General features: G+C 67.3%; 16 protein-coding genes. 15 read left to right on the forward strand and 1 reads right to left on the reverse strand.

Annotated features, from left to right (window positions below):
* The first annotated feature begins 2 nt into the window (after window positions 1–2).
* From XarbCFBP7408_RS06340 to XarbCFBP7408_RS06350, 3 genes are all read left to right on the forward strand, one after another.
* The gene (locus XarbCFBP7408_RS06340) at window positions 3–827 is read left to right on the forward strand and encodes a DUF4097 family beta strand repeat-containing protein (RefSeq protein ID WP_104562226.1); all 825 of its coding nucleotides are present in this window, start codon (window positions 3–5) and stop codon (window positions 825–827) included.
* Window positions 828–861: 34 nt separating this feature from the next.
* Window positions 862–1,392 (forward strand): DUF2884 family protein, encoded by a 531-nt coding sequence (locus XarbCFBP7408_RS06345; protein ID WP_104562227.1) that lies wholly within the window; start codon window positions 862–864, stop codon window positions 1,390–1,392.
* A 204-nt stretch (window positions 1,393–1,596) separates the two neighbouring features.
* Window positions 1,597–2,019 carry a hypothetical protein gene (locus XarbCFBP7408_RS06350; RefSeq protein ID WP_016901538.1) on the forward strand — a complete coding sequence of 141 codons (423 nt, stop codon included), beginning with the start codon at window positions 1,597–1,599 and terminating at the stop codon, window positions 2,017–2,019.
* 120 nt (window positions 2,020–2,139) lie between these two features.
* Here XarbCFBP7408_RS06350 and XarbCFBP7408_RS06355 read toward each other — a convergent pair whose 3' ends face one another.
* Window positions 2,140–3,546, reverse strand: coding sequence for a class II fumarate hydratase (locus XarbCFBP7408_RS06355; protein ID WP_104562229.1), 1,407 nt, complete (start codon window positions 3,544–3,546; stop codon window positions 2,140–2,142).
* Between the two features lie 289 nt (window positions 3,547–3,835).
* Here XarbCFBP7408_RS06355 and XarbCFBP7408_RS06360 point away from each other — a divergent pair, with 289 nt between their 5' ends.
* The 12 genes from XarbCFBP7408_RS06360 to XarbCFBP7408_RS06415 all read left to right on the forward strand — a co-directional run bounded on the left by XarbCFBP7408_RS06360 (window position 3,836) and on the right by XarbCFBP7408_RS06415 (window position 20,356).
* Entirely contained in the window at window positions 3,836–5,158 is a 1,323-nt protein-coding gene (locus XarbCFBP7408_RS06360; protein WP_104562230.1) for a hemolysin family protein, read from the forward strand.
* Window positions 5,159–5,194: 36 nt separating this feature from the next.
* Complete coding sequence (gene purB / locus XarbCFBP7408_RS06365; protein WP_104562231.1) at window positions 5,195–6,562, forward strand: adenylosuccinate lyase; 1,368 nt, start codon at window positions 5,195–5,197, stop codon at window positions 6,560–6,562.
* A 58-nt stretch (window positions 6,563–6,620) separates the two neighbouring features.
* Window positions 6,621–7,271 (forward strand): DUF3060 domain-containing protein, encoded by a 651-nt coding sequence (locus tag XarbCFBP7408_RS06370; RefSeq protein WP_104562232.1) that lies wholly within the window; start codon window positions 6,621–6,623, stop codon window positions 7,269–7,271.
* Between the two features lie 192 nt (window positions 7,272–7,463).
* Window positions 7,464–8,930, forward strand: coding sequence for a cupin domain-containing protein (locus XarbCFBP7408_RS06375; RefSeq protein ID WP_181106329.1), 1,467 nt, complete (start codon window positions 7,464–7,466; stop codon window positions 8,928–8,930).
* Entirely contained in the window at window positions 8,927–9,856 is a 930-nt protein-coding gene (locus XarbCFBP7408_RS06380; protein ID WP_104562234.1) for a GNAT family N-acetyltransferase, read from the forward strand. The genes XarbCFBP7408_RS06375 and XarbCFBP7408_RS06380 overlap by 4 nt, the downstream gene beginning before the upstream one ends.
* Before the next feature lie 180 nt (window positions 9,857–10,036).
* Window positions 10,037–12,865, forward strand: a complete 2,829-nt coding sequence (locus XarbCFBP7408_RS06385) for a 2-oxoglutarate dehydrogenase E1 component (RefSeq protein ID WP_104562235.1) — start codon at window positions 10,037–10,039, stop codon at window positions 12,863–12,865.
* A gap of 42 nt (window positions 12,866–12,907) precedes the next feature.
* Window positions 12,908–14,119: a dihydrolipoyllysine-residue succinyltransferase gene (gene sucB / locus XarbCFBP7408_RS06390; RefSeq protein WP_104562236.1), complete on the forward strand. Its 1,212-nt coding sequence runs from the start codon at window positions 12,908–12,910 to the stop codon at window positions 14,117–14,119.
* Window positions 14,120–14,269: 150 nt separating this feature from the next.
* The gene (gene lpdA, locus XarbCFBP7408_RS06395) at window positions 14,270–15,706 is read left to right on the forward strand and encodes a dihydrolipoyl dehydrogenase (RefSeq protein ID WP_104562237.1); all 1,437 of its coding nucleotides are present in this window, start codon (window positions 14,270–14,272) and stop codon (window positions 15,704–15,706) included.
* Between the two features lie 154 nt (window positions 15,707–15,860).
* The gene (locus tag XarbCFBP7408_RS06400) at window positions 15,861–16,454 is read left to right on the forward strand and encodes a TIGR00730 family Rossman fold protein (RefSeq protein WP_104562238.1); all 594 of its coding nucleotides are present in this window, start codon (window positions 15,861–15,863) and stop codon (window positions 16,452–16,454) included.
* 389 nt (window positions 16,455–16,843) lie between these two features.
* On the forward strand, window positions 16,844–17,446 hold the full coding sequence (locus XarbCFBP7408_RS06405; RefSeq protein WP_181106332.1) for an IMPACT family protein: 603 nt from the start codon (window positions 16,844–16,846) through the stop codon (window positions 17,444–17,446).
* On the forward strand, window positions 17,443–19,212 hold the full coding sequence (locus tag XarbCFBP7408_RS06410) for an ABC transporter transmembrane domain-containing protein (RefSeq protein ID WP_104562239.1): 1,770 nt from the start codon (window positions 17,443–17,445) through the stop codon (window positions 19,210–19,212). The genes XarbCFBP7408_RS06405 and XarbCFBP7408_RS06410 overlap by 4 nt, the downstream gene beginning before the upstream one ends.
* Window positions 19,213–19,456: 244 nt before the next feature.
* Window positions 19,457–20,356, forward strand: a complete 900-nt coding sequence (locus XarbCFBP7408_RS06415; RefSeq protein ID WP_104562240.1) for a hydrogen peroxide-inducible genes activator — start codon at window positions 19,457–19,459, stop codon at window positions 20,354–20,356.
* The last annotated feature ends 13 nt before the right edge of the window (window positions 20,357–20,369 follow it).

Genomic DNA, 20,369 nt, shown 5'->3' on the forward strand with positions numbered 1-20,369 from the left:
CCATGCGTCGTCTGCTGAGTCTGGCCATCCTGTTCGCCGTGCCCGGCGCTGCGTTTGCCGAGGAGCAATGCAAGTTCTCCGAACCGCGCAGCCTGGAGTTGAAGCTGGGCGGAGTGAAGTCGGTGTTGTTCGAGGTCGGCTCCAACGACCTGCATCTGGACGCCGCGCCGGGCAACGGCGGGCGCCTGGGCGGCCGTGCCTGCGCCGCCAGGGCCGAGCTGCTCAAGGGCCTGACCGTCACCCAGAAGCGGGTCGGCGACAAGCTGGTGGTGACGCTGGCCGACGACCGCCCACTGCGCATCTCCATCGGCGACAGCTACGCGTACCTGGACCTGCGCGGCAGCGTGCCGGACACGCTGCTGGTGCAGTTCGACGTGGGCTCCGGTGACGCCGAGATCAGCGGCGCTGCCGCCGTGAGTGCCGATGTCGGTTCCGGCGACATGGCCATCCGCCGCACCAGGGGCCGGGTCACCGCCAAGGTCGGTTCCGGCGATATCGAACTGGAAGAGATGGGGTCGCTGCGCGTGCTGGCGGTCGGCTCGGGCGATCTCAAGGCCAGGCAGGTGCGTGGCGCGGCAGAGGTCGGCAAGGTCGGTTCGGGCGACGTCAAGCTGCGCGGCGTTGCAGGCAACGTCAAGTTCGGCACGATCGGCTCCGGCGACGTCGACATCGACGATGTGCAAGGCGATGTCGGCGTGGAAGCGGTCAACTCCGGCGCCCTGAGCGTGCACAAGGTGCGCGGCGACGTCAGCGTCGCGCGCAAGGGCAGCGGCGATATCGACGTCGGCGATGTGGCCGGCAGCACCCGCGTGCCGACCGACAACTGACCGCTGCATTGACCATTCGAGAGGGGAACGGCTGATGAAACTGTTGCTTTGTGCGGTATTGATGGGTGCGCTGCTGGTCGGTTGCGGCAAGTCCGAACCCACGGTCGTGGTGTCGGGCCAGACCAACGCGAGCGGGGTGATCTTCAACGGCAAGAGCGTGACGCTCAAGCGTGACGGCCTGCCCGCGGCCACCATCGGCGCGGATGGCGCGCTCAGCATCGCCGGCAAGCCGGTGAGCCTGGACGATGCGCAGCGGCAGGCGATGCGCGGTTTCTACGGGCAGATCCGGGGCGTTGCCGAGAAAGGCATCGACATCGGCACGCAGGGCGCGGCCTTCGGTGCGCATGCCGCCGGCGAAGCGCTCAAGGGTGTGCTCAGCGGCAACACCGACCAGATCGGCGACAAGATCGAAGCGCAGGCGGACACCTTCAAACACAAGGCGATGCAGATCTGCGATCAGCTGGCCAAGCTGCGCGACGCACAGGACGCCGCCGCGCAACTGGTGCCGGCATTCGCGCCGTACTCGACCCTCACCCAGCACGATGTCGACGACTGCCGCCATTAGGCGCGGCCCCGATCGCCGCTGCGCCCCCATCGACGGGCGCAGCGGCTGACCGCAACCGGATCGATCGTCACGCCGATTGCTGCGCGCACGCCAGGCACCCGATACCGCCTGCGACATCTTGTCCGCCGCGCGGTGTGCCGCAGGCGCCGGTGGGCTGGCCGGAGCGGGATTACACTAGTGCGCTTCCCTGAACCCGGCGACCCCATGAACAAGTTGGTGATGCTCTGCATGGCGCTCCTGCTATGCGCCCTGACCGCCTGCGGCGACCAGTCGTCGCGGCGCGCCGAACGCGGCAAGCCGCGCGTCGCCATCACCACCCAGTCGGTGATGATCCGCCGCCCACCGGCCGCCAATGCGGAAATCACCCCCGACGGCACGCTGAAGATCGACGATATCGCGCTGCCGCAGAAAGAGCCGACGCGCGCCAAGTTGCAGCTGCTGTTCGGGCACCTGCAGATGCTGCGCCAGCAGGCCGTCAACGAGGCTGGCGCGGATCCGGAATACAAGTCGATCAAGCTGACCGCCACGCCGGAGATCCAGAAGCTCAGCGGCGAATTGCTGGATGAAATCCCGTCGCTGCAGCCGTATCGCGAAAGCTTCGGCAACGTGCAGGCCGAGCGGCACTGAGTCCCGGCGACGCCGCAGATTCGCGCAAAGCCGTGTAGGAGCGCACCTGGGCGCGACGGGGCGTTGTCGATAAAGCCCCATCGCGCCCAGGTGCGCTCCTACGCACGCACGCTGCGGTGGTCAGCCACCGCCGCCCGTGCTGCCGGCCTGGATGCCACCGCGGGTCAGCGCAGCCGGATCCAGCAAACGGCGCAGATCCGCCTCGCCGAGCCCACTGTCTTCCAGTGCCACGTCCAGCACCGGGCGCTGTTCCTTGTAGGCACGCTTGGCGATCGCCGCGGCCTTCTCGTAGCCGATGATCGGGTTGAGCGCGGTGACCAGGATCGGATTGCGGTCCAGCGCCTCGCGCACGCGCTCCTGGCGCACCTTCAACCCGGCAATCGCGCTATCGGCCAGCAGCCGCGCCACATTGCCCAGCAAGTTGATCGAATCCAGCAGGTTGTAGGCGATCAACGGCAGCGTCACGTTCAACTGGAAGTTGCCGGTCTGCCCGGCCACGGTGATCGCGGTATGGTGGCCGATCACCTGCGCGCAGGCCATCACGGTGGCTTCGGGAATCACCGGGTTGACCTTGCCCGGCATGATCGAACTACCCGGCTGCAGTGCCGGCAACTCGATCTCGCCCAGCCCGGCCAGGGGGCCGGCATTCATCCAGCGCAAGTCATTTGCGATCTTGATCAATGCCACCGCCAGCGCATTGAGCTGACCGGACAGCTCCACCGCATCGTCCTGCGCAGCCAGGCTTTCGAACTTGTTGTCGGCACTCTCGAACTTGAACTTGCTCAAGCCCGACAAGGCCTTGGCCACCTTGCCGCCAAAACGCGGATCGGCATTGATGCCGGTGCCGATCGCGGTGCCGCCCAACGGCAGCCGCCGCAGGCGCTTGAGGGCATCGTCGATGCGCTCCTGCGCCGAACTCAGCTGCGCCGACCATGCACCGAATTCCTGGCCGAAGGTCAGCGGCATCGCATCCATCAGATGCGTGCGCCCGGTCTTGACGACCTTGTCCAGCCCCTTGCCGCGCTTGTCGATGGTCTTGCGCAGATGCTTGAGCGCCGGCTGCAGGTGTTCCTGCACCGCCAGCAACGCCGACACCCGGATCGCGGTGGGCACCACGTCGTTGGAACTCTGGCCGAGATTGACGTGATCGTTGGGATGCACCGCGTCCTTGCCGGCGCGCGTGGCCAGCGTGGCGATCACCTCGTTGGCATTCATGTTGGACGAGGTGCCCGAGCCGGTCTGGTAGACGTCGATCGGAAACTGCGCGTCATACGCGCCGTCGGCGACCTGCAGCGCCGCGTCCTGCACGGCCTTGCCGATCGACTTGGGCAGCAGCCCGAGCTCGGCATTGACGCCGGCCGCAGCAGCCTTGATCAGCCCCAGCGCACGGATGAAGCCGCGCGGCAGCGGCTGGCCGGACACCGGGAAATTCTGCACGGCACGCTGGGTCTGCGCGCCCCACAAGGCATCGGCAGGCACCTGCAGCTCGCCCATGCTGTCGTGTTCGGTCCTGAAACGTTCGCTCATCTGCACTCTCCGCACATGGTTGGTTTGTGGTGATGGATGGCTGGCAGCGGGCGCACCCACGCTGGCGAGGCTGCCTACGATACTCGCTCGCGGCGTTGCGACCGTGTCGTCGCAAGCCGTGGGCTAGACTGCCCAATGATCCATACGAGGTACCACGCCGCCATGGGCGACGACCCTGACTGTAGAAACGCATCGTTTGCGTCTTGCTTGCTTGCACACCGCCCCGGCACTTGCGCGCAGCGGCTGACACGCAGCGTCAACGCTGTTACGCGACAAGGGGGCCGACGCCATGTTGGGTAATGTGCTGCTGTTGTTCGTCGCACTGCTGCTGGTGCTGTTGAACGGCTTCTTCGTCGCCGCCGAGTTCGCGCTGGTCAAGTTGCGCCACACGCAGGCGGTGGGCCTGGCGCAGAACAACGGTTGGCGTGGGCGGTTGTTGCTCGGGGTCCATGCGCATCTGGATGCCTACCTGTCGGCGTGCCAGCTCGGCATCACCCTGGCCTCGCTCGGCCTGGGCTGGGTCGGCGAGCCGGCCTTCGCGCATCTGCTGCAGCCGCTGTTCGACACCGCAGGCCTGGCGCCGGAAGCGGCGCAGTTCACCGCACTGGCGATCGCCTTCAGCCTGATTTCATTCCTGCACATCGTGCTGGGCGAACTGGCGCCCAAGACCATGGCGATCCGCCGCCCGGAGCGGATGTCGCTGTGGACCGCCGCGCCGCTCTACGTGTTCTATTGGCTGATGTACCCGGCGATCTGGGTGCTCAACACCAGCGCCAACCGCCTGCTGCGGGTGCTGGGCTGGGGCGATGTGGAACACCAGTCGCATCGCTACTCGCGCGAGGAACTGATGCTGATCGTCGGCCGCCAGGATCCCAACGCCGCCACGCCCGATCACGGGCTGGCCCTGATGAGCCACGCGCTGGAACTGCCCGACCTGGTTGCCGGCGACCTGATGCGCCCGCGCGAGCACCTGCGCAGCCTGCGCGAAGGCATGACGCTGGAATCGGTGCTGGCCGAGTTCAGCCAGTCGCGCTACAGCCGCTACCCGTGGTTCGACGCCGATGGCGAACAGGTGCTGGGCATCCTGCATACCAAGGATCTGCTGGTGGCGATGGCACGCAGCCAGGACCTGGACGATCTGCGCCCGTTGCTGCGCCCGCCCACCCTGCTGACCCTGGAAACCCCGATCCCCAGCGCGCTGGAGCAGTTCCGCACCGGCACCACCCATCTGGCGCTGTGCGTGGAGGACGAGGGCCGCATCCTGGGCTTTTTCACCCTGGAAGACCTGCTCGAAGTGGTGATCGGCGAGATCGAGGACGAGCACCGCCACGTGGTGCGCGATGCCCCGATCCGCAGCCAGGACGGCTCGCTGCTGGTGGCCGGCAGCACCTCGATCTTCCGCCTGGAACGTCTGCTGGGCCAGGACCTGAGCGCGCCGGACCACGTCAATTCGGTCGGCGGGCTGATCGTGCACCAATTGCAGCGGCTGCCCGAAGAAGGCGAAACCCTGGAGCTGGACGGCCACGCGTTGACCGTGCGACGCATGGCCGGCCACCGTATCCAGGCGATTACGGTGCGGCCGGTGGGCGAAGCCGGCACCGGCGCGGCGTAGAATACGTACCCCCGCCAGCTTCCCAGTGCCCTGCCCATGTCGGATTCCGCCCTGCTCGCCCTGTCCCCGCTCGACGGCCGCTACGCCACCAAGGTGGATGCGCTGCGCCCGATCTTCTCCGAATACGGCCTGATCAAGGCACGGGTCAAGGTCGAAATCGAATGGCTGCTGGCCCTGGCGGCCGAGCCGGGCATCGCCGAGCTGGCGCCGTTCTCGGCAGCTGCCACGCAGCGCCTGCGCGCGCTGGCCGACGGTTTCAGCGTTGCCCATGCCGCGCGGGTCAAGGAGATCGAGCGCACCACCAACCACGACGTCAAGGCGGTGGAGTACTTTATCAAGGAGCAGCTCAAGGACGATGCCGAACTCGGCCCGGCGCTGGAATTCGTGCATTTCGCCTGCACCAGCGAGGACATCAACAACCTCAGCTACGGCCTGATGCTGGAACAGGCCCGCCGCGAGGTGCTGCTGCCGACGCTGGACGGCATCACCGCCAGCCTGCGCACCCTCGCCCATGCCCAGGCCGGCCAGCCGATGCTGTCGCGCACGCATGGTCAGACCGCCTCGCCCACCACGCTGGGCAAGGAAATCGCCAACGTGGTCGCGCGCCTGGAGCGGCAGCGCAGGCAGATCGCCGCGGTCGAACTGACCGGCAAGATCAACGGCGCGGTCGGCAACTACAACGCCCACCTGGTGTCGTACCCGCAGCTGGATTGGGCCGCATTCGCCCAGCGTTTCGTCGAAAGCCTGGGCTTGGTGTTCAACCCCTACACCACCCAGATCGAGCCGCACGACAACGTGGCCGAAATCGGCGATGCCAGCCGCCGCGCCAACACCATCCTGATCGACCTGTCGCGCGACATCTGGGGCTACATCTCGCTGGGCTACTTCAAACAGAAGCTCAAGGAGGGCGAAGTCGGCTCCTCGACCATGCCGCACAAGGTCAACCCGATCGACTTCGAAAATGCCGAAGGCAACTTCGGCATCGCCAATGCGCTGTTCGAGCATTTTTCCGCCAAGCTGCCGATCAGCCGCTGGCAGCGCGACCTCACCGATTCCACCGTGCTGCGCGCGCTCGGTACCGCGTTCGGCCACACCCAGGTCGCGCTGGATTCGCTGGCCAAGGGCCTGGGCAAGCTGACCGTCAATCCGCAGCGCCTGGATGCCGATCTGGATGCGGCCTGGGAAGTACTTGCCGAAGCCGTGCAGACGGTGATGCGCCGCCACGGCCTGCCCAACCCCTACGAACAGCTCAAGGCGCTGACCCGCGGCCAGGGCATCACTGCCGCGTCCATGCAGGCCTTTGTCGAGAGCCTGCAGTTGCCGGAGCAGGACAAGCAGCGGCTGCGGGCGCTGACGCCGGGTGCCTACACCGGGCTGGCCGAACAGCTGGCGCGCGCGATCTAAGCAGCGGTATCCACCCACCGGTATCACGCCCTTGTATCCAGCTGTCAGGAGTATTGCCATGGCATTGCGCGCGCTGCTGTCTGTCTCCCTGCTTGCGTCGGCGGCCTGCGGATTGCTGGCCTGCGGGAAGCAGGCCACTCCCGACTCGCAGCCTGACTCCGCCGCTGCCGCGCCGCACGCGCCGGCCGGCGTGGCGGCCGCACCGGTTCCGTCTGTTCCGTCTGTTCCGTCTGTTCCGTCTGTTCCGTCGGTTCCGAGCATGGACGGCGCCACCCAGGTCGCCAGCAATGGCGAGCGGCCGACACTGATGGTCACCTCGACCAGCGGCACGGTCAGCTGCGACGGCCATAACGTCGATCTGACCGGCCAGAACGCCAATCTGGTCCTCAAGGGTGACTGCGGCACGATCGCAGTGCTGGGCCAGCATGCGATCGTGCAGATCGAGCGCGCCGAGGCAGTGCGCATGGTCGGCAACGATGCCCAGGTCACCCTCGCCGGCGATGCCAGCACCATCGAACTGTTCAGCCGCACCTCCACGCTCAAGGCCGGCCGCATCGGCACGCTGCTGGTGCCGGGCGACGACAACCAGGTACAGGCGCAGGCGATCGCCTCCGCCACGCTGCACGGCCGCGGCAACCGCATCACCCAGCAATCCGGCACTGCGATGGTCAACGACTACGGCAGCAACAACCAGATCTCCACCCGCTGATCTGCTGACACCGAGACACCCAGGTGCATCCCCGGCCGTGCATGGCCCGGACGCGCACCGCAACCTCACCGCGACACCCGCATGCAAGGCAGCGCATGGCGGGCTGGGCGACAATAAGCCACCTCGCCGGCCGCACCGCGCCGGCCCTCCAGTCGGACCCGTGACACCATGAAAAAGACCCCCGCAAAAAAGATCGCCGCCAGGAAAGGCGCGCCACTGCCCTTCGAGATCCATGCCACCCGCGACCAGCCGCTGGGCGTGCCGGTCGAGCGCTTCCTGCGCAACTACTGGCACAAGCACCCGCTGCTGATCCGCAACGCGTTTGCGGAGTTCCAGTCCCCGCTGCAGCCCGAAGACCTGGCCGGGCTGGCCTGCGAAGACGGCGTGCTGGCACGCCTGATCAGCCACGACCGCGCCACCGACGACTGGAACGTGCGCACCGGCCCGTTCCAGGAAACCGACTTCCCCGGCCTGCCCGACCACGACTGGACCCTGCTGGTGCAGGACGTGGACAAGTGGGACGCCGACGTGCGCGCGCTGCTGGAACAGTTCCGCTTCCTGCCGCGCTGGCGCATCGACGACATCATGATCAGCTTCGCCGCCACCGGCGGCTCGGTCGGCGCGCACGTCGATCATTACGACGTGTTCCTGCTGCAGGGCCAGGGCCACCGCCGCTGGCAGATCGACGCACGCGCGCAGCAGGGCCGCAAGGCCGCGCCGCTGGCGTTCCGCGACGATGTCGAGCTCAAGCTGCTGCGCGACTTCAAGCCCACCCACGACTGGGTGCTGGGCCCGGGCGACATGCTCTACCTGCCGCCGCTGGTGCCGCACCACGGCGTGGCCGAAGACGCCTGCCTGACCTTCTCCATCGGCACCCGCGCGCCGTCCTCGGCCGAGCTGATCGGCGACTATCTGGACACCTTGATCGCCGATGCCGACGAGGCCGTGCGCTATCACGACGAAGACCTCAAGGTGCCGGCCGATCCGTACGAGATCGACGCCACCGCGATGAACCGCGTGGTCGAAGCGCTCAACGCGCTGCGCATGAACGATCCGGATCGCCTGGGCGACTGGTTCGGCCGCTTCATGACCACCTACCGCGCCTCCGGCGACGTGGTGCCGGCACCTGAACCGATTCCCCGCGAGGCGGTCGAGCAGGCGCTGGAAGAAGGCGTGCTGCTGCACCGTCACCCCTGGTCGCGGCTGGCCTGGCGGCGCGCCAAGCGTGGCGCCACCCTGTTCTGCAGCGGCCTGGAATTCGCGCTGTCGGCCAAGGACGCCGCACGGCTGGCCGCGGCCGAAGAGATCGACGGCGCGCTGTACGCGCAGCTGTCCAACCGTGGCCGCGAGGTGGTGCTGGAGCTGCTGGCGCAGGGCCATTACCAGCGCGCCCACGAGGACGCGGAGGACGACATCGAGGACATCGACGACGACCAGGCCCACGTCCTGAGCCTGTCGGCCGACCATGACGATGCCGACGACGGGGCCGCCACGCCGGACGCGGACGACGAGATCGACGCCGATGCCGCGGACGGCCCGGCCCGGGCTGAGGAGGCCGAACAAGGCGAGGATGCCGACCAGGACGACGACAGCGGGCTGGCCGACGACGACGCGGCATCGGACGCTGGCGACGACGACGGGTCCGACCAGCGCGCATGAGTTCCCAGGCCGGGCCGCAGATCGTTTCGCTGGAGGCGGCGTCCGACGCCGCGGCCCTGCGTGCGCTGCGCCTGGCCTGCGGCGCCGGCAGCAGCGACGACAGCGCTGCCGCCTGGGACGCCCTGGACCCGCTCAGCCTGCACCTGGCGCTGCGCGGCGAGGACGGCCAGTTGATCGGCTCGGTACGGCTGACGGCGGATCGGCGCATCGACCGGCTCGGCGTGCTGCCGGGCTGGCGCCGCCGCGGCCTGGCCGACCGCTTGCTCGCAGCCGCCGTCGCCAGCGCGCAACAACGCGGCTGGCCCGGCCTGCAAACCCGCGTGAACACAGACGCCGAGACCGTGTTCGCACGCCTGGGCTTCCTGCCGGACACCTCTTCCGACCTGCGCCCCGCTCGCGCCGCAACGGCGGGCGATCACCCGGGCAGGCCCCTGCACCGCCGTCTCGACGGCCCGATGGCGGTGGACGACCTGCGCGCGGCCCAGGCCGCCACCACCGGCCTGCTGTGCGCCGCACGCCGCCAGGTGCTGATCTATACGCGGGCACTGGATCCGCCGCTGTTCGACAACCCCGCAGTGCTCGATGCGCTACGCCGCTTCGCCACCGCCCGCCACGACAAGCGCGTGCAGGTACTGGTGCAGGACACCGCCGTCGCGGGCGCCAACAGCAGCGCGATGCTGAGGCTGGCCCAGCGTCTGCCCAGCGTGTTCCGCTTCCGTGCGGTCAGCGATCCGGTCGATGCCAGCTACGCGTCGGCCTATGTGGTGGGCGATGATGCCTACTACTTTCGTCCAACAGGCCATCGCTTCGACGATGGCGAAACCTGGCTGTCGGGCGCGGCGCGCAGCCGCCAGCTGGAGCGCGAATTCGCGCAGATATGGGAGCGCAGCGCGCTTTGGAACGAACCGCGCGCACTCGGCATCTGAGGCCGCAGCGCCCTTCGCACCCAGGCGCGAACGCAACTGGTCTACCCCGCCGGTCAGCTGGCAGACGCCCCCTCACTAGCGCAAGGGGGTATAATTTTTCGAGATTTGAGACCGACCGCCAGGGCATTGCGCCCTGGCGCTTCCGCACGATCATCCCCACAGCAGACCCGACTTACCATCGTGGATAATCTCCTAAAGCAGTTCGCACAGTCATCGCAGCTCGCCGGCGGCAACGCCGCCTATATCGAGGATCTGTACGAGCAGTACCTCGTCGCCCCGGACAGTGTCGACCCGAAGTGGAAGAGCTATTTCGATGGCTTCAAGGGTCGCGATGCCGGTGATGTGCCGCATTCGGCGGCCATTGCCCACATCCTCACCGCCTCCAAGCAGGCTGCCAACACCGGCACCGGCACAGCGGCCAGTGACGAGCGCGAGCGCAACGTCGGCCGCCTGATCACCGCCTACCGTGCGCGTGGCCACCTCGGCGCGCAGCTCGATCCGCTCGGCCTGACCCCGCCGGTCAACCCGCCCGACCTGGACCTGCCGTTCCACAGCCTGTCGCAGGCCGATCTGGACAGCGAGTTCAGCACCGGCGGCGTCGGTGGCCAGCCGCGCATGAAGCTGAAGGATCTGCTGACCCGCCTGAAGGCGACCTACGCCAGCACCATCGGCGCAGAGTTCATGCACATCCAGGAGTTCGACCAGCGGCAGTGGATCTACAAGCGCCTGGAAGATGCCGGCGGCAAGATCGCCGGCGACGCGGCCAGCCGCAAGCGCACGCTGGAGCGGCTCACCGCCGCCGAAGGCCTGGAGCGCTACCTGCACACCAAGTACGTCGGCCAGAAGCGCTTCTCGCTGGAAGGCGGCGACGCGCTGATCCCGATGATGGACGAGATCATTCGCCAGTCCGGCAACGATCAGGTCAAGGACATCGTGATCGGCATGGCCCACCGCGGCCGCCTCAACGTGCTGGTCAATACGCTGGGCAAGAACCCGCGCAAGCTGTTCGACGAGTTCGAAGGCAAGTTCGAGCACGCCCACGACGACCGCGCGCACACCGGCGATGTCAAGTACCACATGGGCTTCTCGGCCGACATCGCGGTCGGTGGCGACAAGCAGGTCCATCTGGCGCTGGCCTTCAACCCCTCGCACCTGGAAATCGTCGACCCGGTCGTGGTCGGCAGCGTGCGTTCGCGTCAGGAGCGCTTCGGCGATGCCGAGCGCAAGAGCGTGCTGCCGATCCTGATCCACGGCGATGCCGCATTCGCCGGCCAGGGCGTGGTGATGGAGCTGTTCCAGATGTCGCAGGCGCGCGGTTTCGCCGTCGGCGGCACCGTGCACATCGTGGTCAACAACCAGATCGGCTTCACCACCAGCGCCCGCGACGACGCCCGTTCCACGCTGTACTGCACCGACGTGGCCAAGATGATCGGCGCGCCGGTCTTCCACGTGAACGGCGACGACCCGGATGCGGTGATGTTCGTGTCCAAGCTGGCCTACGAATTCCGCCAGCAGTTCAAGAAGGACGTGGTCATCGACCTGGTCTGCTACCGCCGCTGGGGCCATAACGAGGCAGACGAACCGGCAGCGACCCAGCCGGTGATGTACCAGACCATCCGCAAGCACAAGACCACCCGCGAGCTGTACGCCGCCAAGCTGGAAAGCGATGGTGTGCTGAGCGCCGACGAGGCCAAGGCGCTGGTCGACGGTTACCGCAACAAGCTCGATTCGGGCGAGTACACCACCGAACTGGCGACGCGCAAGCCGGACGAATTCGCCATCGACTGGTCCAAGTATCTGGTCGGCACCGCGGCCGATCCGGTCGACACGCGCGTCAAGCGCGAGCAGCTGGACCGGCTGGCCAAGCTGATCACCACGATTCCGGAAGGGGTCGAGCTGCACGCTCGTGTCGCCAAGATCTACGAAGATCGCGTCAAGATGGCCGCCGGCGAGCAGGCCGGCGACTGGGGCTTCGCCGAAAACCTGGCCTACGCCACCTTGCTGGCCGAAGGCCACAAGCTGCGCCTGGTCGGCCAGGACGCCGGTCGCGGCACGTTCTTCCACCGTCACGCGATCCTGCATGACCAGAAGACCGACAGCTATTACCTGCCGCTGCGCCAGCTGGTGCAGAACCCCGAAGACGCCACCATCATCGACTCGCTGCTCAGCGAAGAAGCGGTGATGGGCTTCGAATACGGCTACTCCACCACCGACCCGAATGCGCTGTGCATCTGGGAAGCGCAGTTCGGCGACTTCGCCAATGGCGCGCAGGTGGTGATCGACCAGTTCATCGCCGCCGGCGAAGCCAAGTGGGGTCGCATCGCGGGCCTGTCGCTGTTCCTGCCGCACGGCTACGAAGGCCAGGGCCCGGAGCACAGCTCCGCGCGCCTGGAGCGCTTCCTGCAGCTGTGCGCGCTGGAGAACATGCTGGTCTGCGTGCCGACCACGCCGGCGCAGTGCTTCCACATGATCCGCCGCCAGATGCGCATGACCACCCGCAAGCCGCTGGTGGTGATGACGCCCAAGTCGTTGCTGCGCCACAAGCTGGCAGTGTCGAGCCTGGAAGAACTGGCCGAGGGCGAGTTCCAGCATCTGATTCCCGACGCCAGGGCCGATGCCGGCAAGGTCAAGCGGGTGGTGCTGTGCTCGGGCAAGGTCTATTACGACCTGCTCGAAGACCAGACCAAGCGTGGCCAGGACGATGTCGCCATCCTGCGCGTGGAGCAGCTGTATCCGTTCCCGCGTGCGCAGCTGGCCGCCGCGCTCAAGGCCTATGCCAACGCCACCGACGTGGTGTGGTGCCAGGAAGAACCGCAGAACCAGGGTGCGTGGTACCAGATCCGCCACCACCTGAACTTCTGCCTGGCCAGCGGCCAGAGCCTGCATTACGCCGGCCGTGCCCGTTCGCCCTCGCCTGCCGCCGGCCACATGGCCGACCACATCGTCGAACAGCAGAAGCTGGTCGCCGATGCGCTCCTCAATCCATTCAACGACCAAGTCGCTGAATAACTCCTCTTCCCCAAAGAACGAAAACCCTAGGACGCTCCCCGAATGGCCACCGAAGTCAAAGTTCCGGTACTGCCCGAATCCGTTTCCGACGCCACCATCGCCAGCTGGCACAAGAAGGCCGGTGAAGCGGTCAAGCGTGACGAGAATCTGGTCGACCTGGAAACCGACAAGGTCGTGTTGGAAGTTCCTTCGCCGGTCGACGGCGTACTGAAGGAAATCAAGTTCGAAGCCGGCAACACCGTCACCAGCAACCAGATCCTGGCGATCATCGAAGAAGGCGCCGTGGCTGCGGCCGCACCGGCCGACGAGAAGAAGGCCGAGGCACCGGCGCCTGCTGCTGCTCCGGCAGCCGCCCCGGCCCCGGCTGCTGCCGCTGCGCCGGCCGCTGCATCCAAGTCCGCTGCCGATGCGCTGCCGCCGGGTGCGCGTTTTTCCGCGATCACCCAGGGCGTGGATCCGGCCCAGGTCGAAGGCACCGGCCGGCGTGGCGCGGTGACCAAGGAAGACATCGTCAACTTCGCCAAGGCCGGCGGCGTGGGCAAGGCCTCCGGCGCCCGTCCGGAAGAGCGCGTGCCGATGACCCGCGTGCGCAAGACCATCGCCAAGCGCCTGATGGAGTCCAAGAACTCCACCGCGATGCTGACCACCTTCAACGAGGTCAACCTGGCCAAGGTCTCGGCCGCGCGCAAGGAGCTGCAGGACGAGTTCCAGAAGGCGCACGGCATCAAGCTCGGTTTCATGAGCTTCTTCGTCAAGGCCGCCGCCAATGCGCTGCAGCGCTTCCCGCTGGTCAACGCCTCGATCGACGGCGACGACATCATCTATCACGGCTACAGCGACATCTCGATCGCGGTGTCGACCGAGAAGGGCCTGGTCACGCCGGTGCTGCGGAATGTCGAGCGCCAGTCGTTCGCCGACGTCGAACAGGGCATCGCCGACTATGCCGCCAAGGCGCGTGCCGGCAAGCTGGGCCTGGACGACCTGCAGGGCGGCACCTTCACCATCACCAACGGCGGCACCTTCGGCTCGCTGCTGTCCACCCCGATCATCAACCCGCCGCAGAGCGCCATCCTGGGCATGCACGCGATCAAGGAACGTCCGATCGCCGAGAACGGCCAGGTCGTGATCGCCCCGATGATGTATCTGGCGCTGTCCTACGACCACCGCATCATCGACGGCAAGGACTCGGTGCAGTTCCTGGTGGACATCAAGAACCAGCTGGAAAACCCGGGCCGCATGCTGTTCGGTCTGTAAGAGCCGGGAATCGGGAATGGAGATTCGGGAATGGGACAAGCGCCCATCGACCACTCCATTCCCGCCTGGACCTGGATGGGACGCGGCAGGCGCACGCATGCGCTCTTGCGATTCTCCATTCCCTATTCCCCATTCCCGTGAGCAAATGAAATGAGCGAACAATTCGACGTCGTCGTCATCGGTGCCGGTCCGGCCGGTTATCACGCTGCGATTCGCGCGGCCCAGCTGGGCATGAAGGTCGCCTGCATCGACGCGGCCATCGGTAAGGACGGCAAGCCGGCGCTGGGCGGTACCTGCCTGCGCGTGGGCTGCATTCCGTCCAAGGCGCTGCTGGATTCCTCGCGCCAGTTCTGGAACATGGGCCACCTGTTCGGCGACCACGGCATCAGCTTCAACGACGCCAAGATGGACGTGCCCACCATGATCGGCCGCAAGGACAAGATCGTGAAGCAGTTCACCGGCGGCATCGCGATGCTGTTCAAGGCCAACAAGATCACCCCGTACTACGGCTTCGGCCAGCTGCTGCCGGGCAACATCGTCAAGGTCGCCCAGCACGAAGGCGGCGAGATCGAGCTCAAGGGCACCAACGTGATCCTTGCAGCCGGCTCGGAATCGATCGAACTGCCGTTCGCCAAGTTCGACGGCGACACCATCGTCGACAACGTCGGCGGCCTGGATTTCACCGCCGTGCCCAAGCGTCTGGCGGTGATCGGCGCCGGCGTGATCGGCCTGGAGCTGGGCAGCGTGTGGAAGCGCCTGGGCGCCGAGGTCACCATCCTCGAAGCGTTGCCGGACTTCCTGGCGCTGGCCGATGCCGAAGTGGCCAAGACCGCGCTGAAGGAATTCAAGAAGCAGGGCCTGGACATCAAGCTGGGCGCCAAGGTCGGCAAGACCGAGATCACCGGCAGCGGCGATGCCAAGCAGGTGGTGCTCAGCTACACCGACGCCGCCGGCGAGCAGACCCTGACCGTGGACAAGCTGCTGGTGGCCGTGGGCCGCAAGGCCGCGACCAAGAACCTGCTGGCCGAAGGCACGGGCGTCAAGGTCACCGACCGCGGCCAGATCGAGGTCGACGGGCATTGCCACACCGGCGTGGATGGCGTGTGGGCGATCGGCGACTGCGTGCGCGGCCCGATGCTGGCGCACAAGGGCTTCGAGGAAGGCATCGCAGTGGCCGAACTGATCGCCGGCCTGCCGGGTCACGTCAACTTCGACACCATTCCGTGGGTCATCTACACCGAGCCGGAGATTGCCTGGGTCGGCAAGACCGAGCAGCAGCTGAAGGCCGAAGGCGTTGCCTACAAGGCCGGCAGCTTCCCGTTCGCGGCGATCGGCCGTGCGGTGGCCATGGGCGAGCCGGCCGGCTTCGTCAAGGTGATCGCCGATGCCGAAACCGACCGCGTGCTGGGCATGCATCTGGTCGGCGTGGGCGTGTCCGAGTTGGTCCACGAAGGCGTGCTGACGATGGAATTCAACGGCTCGGCCGACGACCTGGCGCGCATCTGCCATGCGCACCCGACGCTGTCCGAAGCGATCCACGATGCCGCGATGGCAGTGAGCAAGCGCGCGATTCATAAGGCCAACTAAGCCGGGAATCGGGAGTGGGGAATCGGGAATCGTAAGAGCGTTCCCATGACCTCACTCTTCATGCTGACGCCGGACCTAGGTCCGGCGTCATGCGTTCTGGCTGCTGTGTTTGCTTTGACCCATTCCCTATTCCCAACTCCCGATTTCCGTTCCCATGAAAAGCATCTGCGTCTACTGCGGCTCCAATGCCGGCAACAAACCCGCCTACGCCGAGCGCGCCACCGCGCTGGGCCAGCGCATCGCCGAGCAGGGTCTGCGGCTTGTGTATGGCGGCGGCAACGTCGGGCTGATGGGCACCGTGGCCAATGCGGTGCTGGCGGCCGGTGGCGAGGTGACCGGGGTGATTCCGCAGCAACTGGCCGATTGGGAAGTGGCGCACCGTGGGCTGACCACGCTGGAAATCGTCGGCTCCATGCATGCGCGCAAAATGCGCATGTTCGAGCTGTCCGATGCCTTCGTCGCCCTGCCCGGCGGCTTCGGCACCATGGAAGAGATCTTCGAGATGCTGACCTGGCGCCAGCTCGGCATCGGCAACAAACCCTGCGCGTTCCTGGATATCGAAGGGTTTTACGCACCGCTGATCGGCATGATCGATCGCATGGTGGAAGAGCGCTTCCTGCATCCGGACCAGCGCAGCGACCTGTGGTACGGCGCCGATATCGAACAGATGCTGGAGTGGATGCAGCACTACACGCCGGCGCAGGCCTCCAAGTGGATCGACGAGAAGCGCCGCTCCACCCTGGTGTGATGCGCGGCGACGCACCCTCCCTGCCCCCTCGCAGGCAGGCCCGGCGTCGGGGTCAGGCATGCACAACAGCAGGCGCGCAGCGGCGCTGTAGTCATACGTCAGCTGCGTGGAAGTGCAGTGATGCACCGGGCCATCTCTCACATATGCGGCCATCGCTCCGGCGCGATGCCGCACCCGGCGGCACCTGCCACGACCCGAACCGTGCGTCACGTTGTTCGCCAGGTCGACGGAGCAGCCACAGCGCCTGCGTGTAACGGCCCCAGGGCCTGCGCGCACCCATTGCGCATCCACTCCCCCGTCGCAACGCCGCAACGAACACCCTGCCGATCTGCAAGCTTGCAACGGCAGTCACGATGGCCGCAGCGTCCGGCCCGACCGGCTCGCATAGAATGGCGACGATGCTCGATACCCTCGCCGCTGACGCGCACCACAGCCTGGACATCAAGCACAGTCGCTTCCTGGCCAACGCTGCGGCACTGGACTCTCCCGCGCAGGCGCTGGAGATCGTGCAGCGCGTGTCCGTTGCCGATGCCACCCACAACTGCTGGGCCTATCGATTCGGGCAGGACTACCGCTCCAGCGACGACGGCGAGCCCAGCGGCACCGCCGGGCGGCCGCTTCTTGCCGCCATCGATGGCCAAGGCTACGACCGCGTGGTGGTGGTGGTCACGCGTTGGTACGGCGGCATCAAGCTCGGGGCCGGTGGGCTGGTACGTGCCTACGGCGGCGCAGCGGCCGAATGCCTGCGACTGGCGGCGCGACAGCCATTGATCGCGGTGTCGCTGCTCGACCTGCAATGCCGGTTCGACGACCTGGGCCTGGTGCATGCTGCACTGAGCGCCTTCCACGCCGACAAGCTGGACGAGCGCTTCGACGCGCAAGGCGCCGCACTGCGCGTGCAACTGCCTGCCGATCAGCTGGCCGGCTTGAAAACGCGCCTGTGCGACGCCACTCGCAACCGTGTCCATCTCTCATCACCGGAAGCCGCATGACCCAGCCAGCCGCCGCCAGGCCCAACCCGTTGCGGAAGCTTGGCAGCCTGCGCACCTTGTGGCCGTTCGTGCAGCGCCAGCGTGGCCTGTTCGCCGCCTGGCTGATCGCACTGGCCATTTCCTCGGCGGCCACGTTGAGCCTGCCGGCGGCGGTCAAGCAGATGATCGACCATGGTTTCTCCGGCGGCTCGCAGATCAACCACGCCTTCGCGCTGCTGTTCGCGGTGGCGGTGGTGCTGGCGGTGGCAACGGCCGCGCGCTTCTATTTCGTCGCGCTGCTGGGCGAAAAAGTGGTGGCCGACCTGCGCGGCCGCCTGTATGCGCATCTGATCGGGCTGGACGCCGGCTTCCATGATCGCAGCCGCAGTGGCGAGCTGGTGTCGCGTCTGTCGGCCGACAGCGAGTTGCTGCGCGGGGTGATCGGCACCACCATGTCGGTGGCGTTGCGCAGCTCGGTGACGGTGATCGGCAGCATGGTGATGCTGTTCGTCACCAGCCCGCGGCTGGCCGGCTTCACCTTGATCGGCATTCCGCTGGCGGTGCTGCCGATCGTGCTGGGCGCACGCCGCCTGCAGAAGATCTCGCGCGTCAGCCAGGACCGCGTGGCCGATGCCAACACGCTGGCGGCCGAAACGCTGGGCGCGGTGCGCACCGTGCAGGCGCATGCGCGCGAGCGCTACGAGAGCCAGCGGTTCAGCCAGGCCCTGTTCGCCGCGATCGATACCGCACGGCTGCGCATCCGCACCCAGGCCACCGTGACGGCGGTGGCGATCATGCTGATCTTCGGCGCCATCGTCGGTGTGCTGTGGCTGGGCGCGCACGATGTGATCGCCGGACGCATGACCCCCGGCACGCTGGGACAGTTCGTGTTGTACGCGCTGATCGGCGGCGGCTCGGTCGGTGCCTTGGCCGAGGTCTGGAACGAGTTGCAGCGCGCGGCCGGCGGCATGGGCCGGGTCGGCGAACTGCTCGACGAGCGGCCGGCGATCGTCGCCCCGGCCACGCCGCAGCCCTTGCCGCAGCCGCTGCGCGGCGCGATCCATTTCGATCGGGTGGTGTTCCATTATCCGCAGCGCCCCGATGCGCCGGCGCTGGATGGCTTCGACCTGCATGTCAGCCCCGGCGAAACCGTGGCGCTGGTCGGTCCGTCCGGGGCTGGCAAGAGCACGGTGCTGTCGATGCTGTTGCGCTTCCACGACCCGGTCAGCGGCAAGGTGCGCATCGACGACATCGACCTGCGCGAGACCGACCCGGTGCTGCTGCGCGAACGCATCGCGCTGGTGCCGCAGCAACCCACGCTGTTTGCCGCCAGCGCCGCCGACAACATCCGCTATGGGCGCCTGGACGCCAGCGATGCGCAGGTGCAAGCCGCCGCCGCGGCCGCGGAGGCCGACAGTTTCATCCGCGCCCTGCCGCAGGGCTACGCCAGCGAACTGGGCGAACGCGGCACGCGCCTGTCCGGCGGCCAGCAGCAACGGGTGGCGATCGCGCGCGCCCTGCTCAAGGACGCGCCGATCCTGCTGCTGGACGAGGCCACCAGCGCGCTGGATGCTCAGAGCGAACGCGCCGTGCAGCAGGCGCTGGACCGGTTGATGGAAGGCCGCACCACGCTGGTCATCGCCCACCGCCTGGCCACCGTGCTCAAGGCCGACCGCATCGTGGTGATGGATGCCGGCCGCATCGTCACGCAGGGCACCCACGCGCAGTTGATCGCCGAAGGCGGTCTGTACGCGGAACTGGCGCGGCTGCAGTTCATCGACCAGTGAGGGACGCCTGACGCCTGCTGCCGGCACTGGCACTTGGCACAGCCGACAAGACGACTGCGCGCATCGCCAACGCGCGTGGCCCGTGCTCGGTGCGCCAGGTGCCACGCGTACACTGCGTTTGTTGCACACCGTCCCTATCTGCGCGACGACTGGTCGCCACGCTATCCGCTGCTGTTCGCCCGTACTGTCCCACCGGCCACGCCGGCCGTGCGCTCCCACGCAATCCGACGTCGCGATGTGACCCATGCCCCGCCCCAGAACCACCCTTCGCCAACTGAGCTATTTCGTCGCGCTGGCCGACACCGGCAGCTTCACCCGCGCAGCCGAGCAGATGGGTGTCTCGCAGCCCTCGTTGTCGCAGCAGATCCGCGCATTGGAAGCCATCATCGGCGCGCCGCTGTTCGAACGCGGCGCGCAGGCGATCCTGACCCCGCTGGGCCGCGACCTGCTCGACCGCGCGCGCAGCATCCTGCTCGACGTCACCGATCTGGAGGATGTGCGCGCGACCGCTGCCGACAGCTTGATCGGCACCATCCGGCTCGGGGTCTCGCCCACGCTCGGCGCCTATCTGATGCCGAGCCTGGTGGCACGTTTGCATCGCGAACACCCGGCGCTGCGCGTGCACGTGCGCGAAGGCCTGCCGACCGCGCTTGCCGCAGGCCTGAGCAGCGGCGTGCACGATCTGATTCTTGCGCAACTGCCGGTGGCCGGCCGCGGCCTGCATAGCGAGCGGCTGTTCCGCGAACCGCTGCACGTCACCATGGCCGCCGACCATCCGTTGCGCACCAAGGCCTGCATCACCCCGGCCGATCTGCGTGGCGCCAATCTGCTGACCTTGATGCCGGAATATCGCTTGGCGGAACAGGTCGCTGCGATCGCCATGGATGTGGGGGCGCATGTCTTGCGCGATTACGAAGGCACCAGCCTGGACGCCATCCGCCAGATGGCCGGCATGGGCATGGGCCTTGCATTGCTCCCGGACCTGTACGTCCGCCAGGAAATCCGCGAAGGCGACGACGTGGTGGTTCGGCCGATCAAAGGCGGGCGCTACTATAGGGAGATCGGCCTGCTGTGGCGGCAAGGCGCCGGTCGCGCGCCGGCCTTCGGTTTGATCGCCAATCTGCTGCGTGCGGTCGCCGCATAGGAAAATCCTATGC

The sequence above is a fragment of the Xanthomonas arboricola pv. guizotiae genome (assembly GCF_002940205.1).
Lineage (GTDB): Bacteria > Pseudomonadota > Gammaproteobacteria > Xanthomonadales > Xanthomonadaceae > Xanthomonas > Xanthomonas arboricola_C.

Excerpts from the sequence above, each read along its gene's own strand:
- XarbCFBP7408_RS06340 (WP_104562226.1), top strand. The coding sequence starts at position 3 with ATGCGTCGTCTGCTGAGTCTGGCCATCCTGTTCGCCGTGCCCGGCGCT.
- XarbCFBP7408_RS06400 (WP_104562238.1), top strand. The coding sequence starts at position 15,861 with ATGAAAAGCATCTGCGTCTACTGCGGCTCCAATGCCGGCAACAAACCC.
- XarbCFBP7408_RS06380 (WP_104562234.1), top strand. The coding sequence starts at position 8,927 with ATGAGTTCCCAGGCCGGGCCGCAGATCGTTTCGCTGGAGGCGGCGTCC.
- XarbCFBP7408_RS06405 (WP_181106332.1), top strand. The coding sequence starts at position 16,844 with ATGGCGACGATGCTCGATACCCTCGCCGCTGACGCGCACCACAGCCTG.
- XarbCFBP7408_RS06370 (WP_104562232.1), top strand. The coding sequence starts at position 6,621 with ATGGCATTGCGCGCGCTGCTGTCTGTCTCCCTGCTTGCGTCGGCGGCC.
- XarbCFBP7408_RS06410 (WP_104562239.1), top strand. The coding sequence starts at position 17,443 with ATGACCCAGCCAGCCGCCGCCAGGCCCAACCCGTTGCGGAAGCTTGGC.
- purB (WP_104562231.1), top strand. The coding sequence starts at position 5,195 with ATGTCGGATTCCGCCCTGCTCGCCCTGTCCCCGCTCGACGGCCGCTAC.
- sucB (WP_104562236.1), top strand. The coding sequence starts at position 12,908 with ATGGCCACCGAAGTCAAAGTTCCGGTACTGCCCGAATCCGTTTCCGAC.
- XarbCFBP7408_RS06360 (WP_104562230.1), top strand. The coding sequence starts at position 3,836 with ATGTTGGGTAATGTGCTGCTGTTGTTCGTCGCACTGCTGCTGGTGCTG.
- XarbCFBP7408_RS06415 (WP_104562240.1), top strand. The coding sequence starts at position 19,457 with ATGCCCCGCCCCAGAACCACCCTTCGCCAACTGAGCTATTTCGTCGCG.
- XarbCFBP7408_RS06355 (WP_104562229.1), bottom strand. The coding sequence starts at position 3,546 with ATGAGCGAACGTTTCAGGACCGAACACGACAGCATGGGCGAGCTGCAG.
- lpdA (WP_104562237.1), top strand. The coding sequence starts at position 14,270 with ATGAGCGAACAATTCGACGTCGTCGTCATCGGTGCCGGTCCGGCCGGT.
- XarbCFBP7408_RS06350 (WP_016901538.1), top strand. The coding sequence starts at position 1,597 with ATGAACAAGTTGGTGATGCTCTGCATGGCGCTCCTGCTATGCGCCCTG.
- XarbCFBP7408_RS06345 (WP_104562227.1), top strand. The coding sequence starts at position 862 with ATGAAACTGTTGCTTTGTGCGGTATTGATGGGTGCGCTGCTGGTCGGT.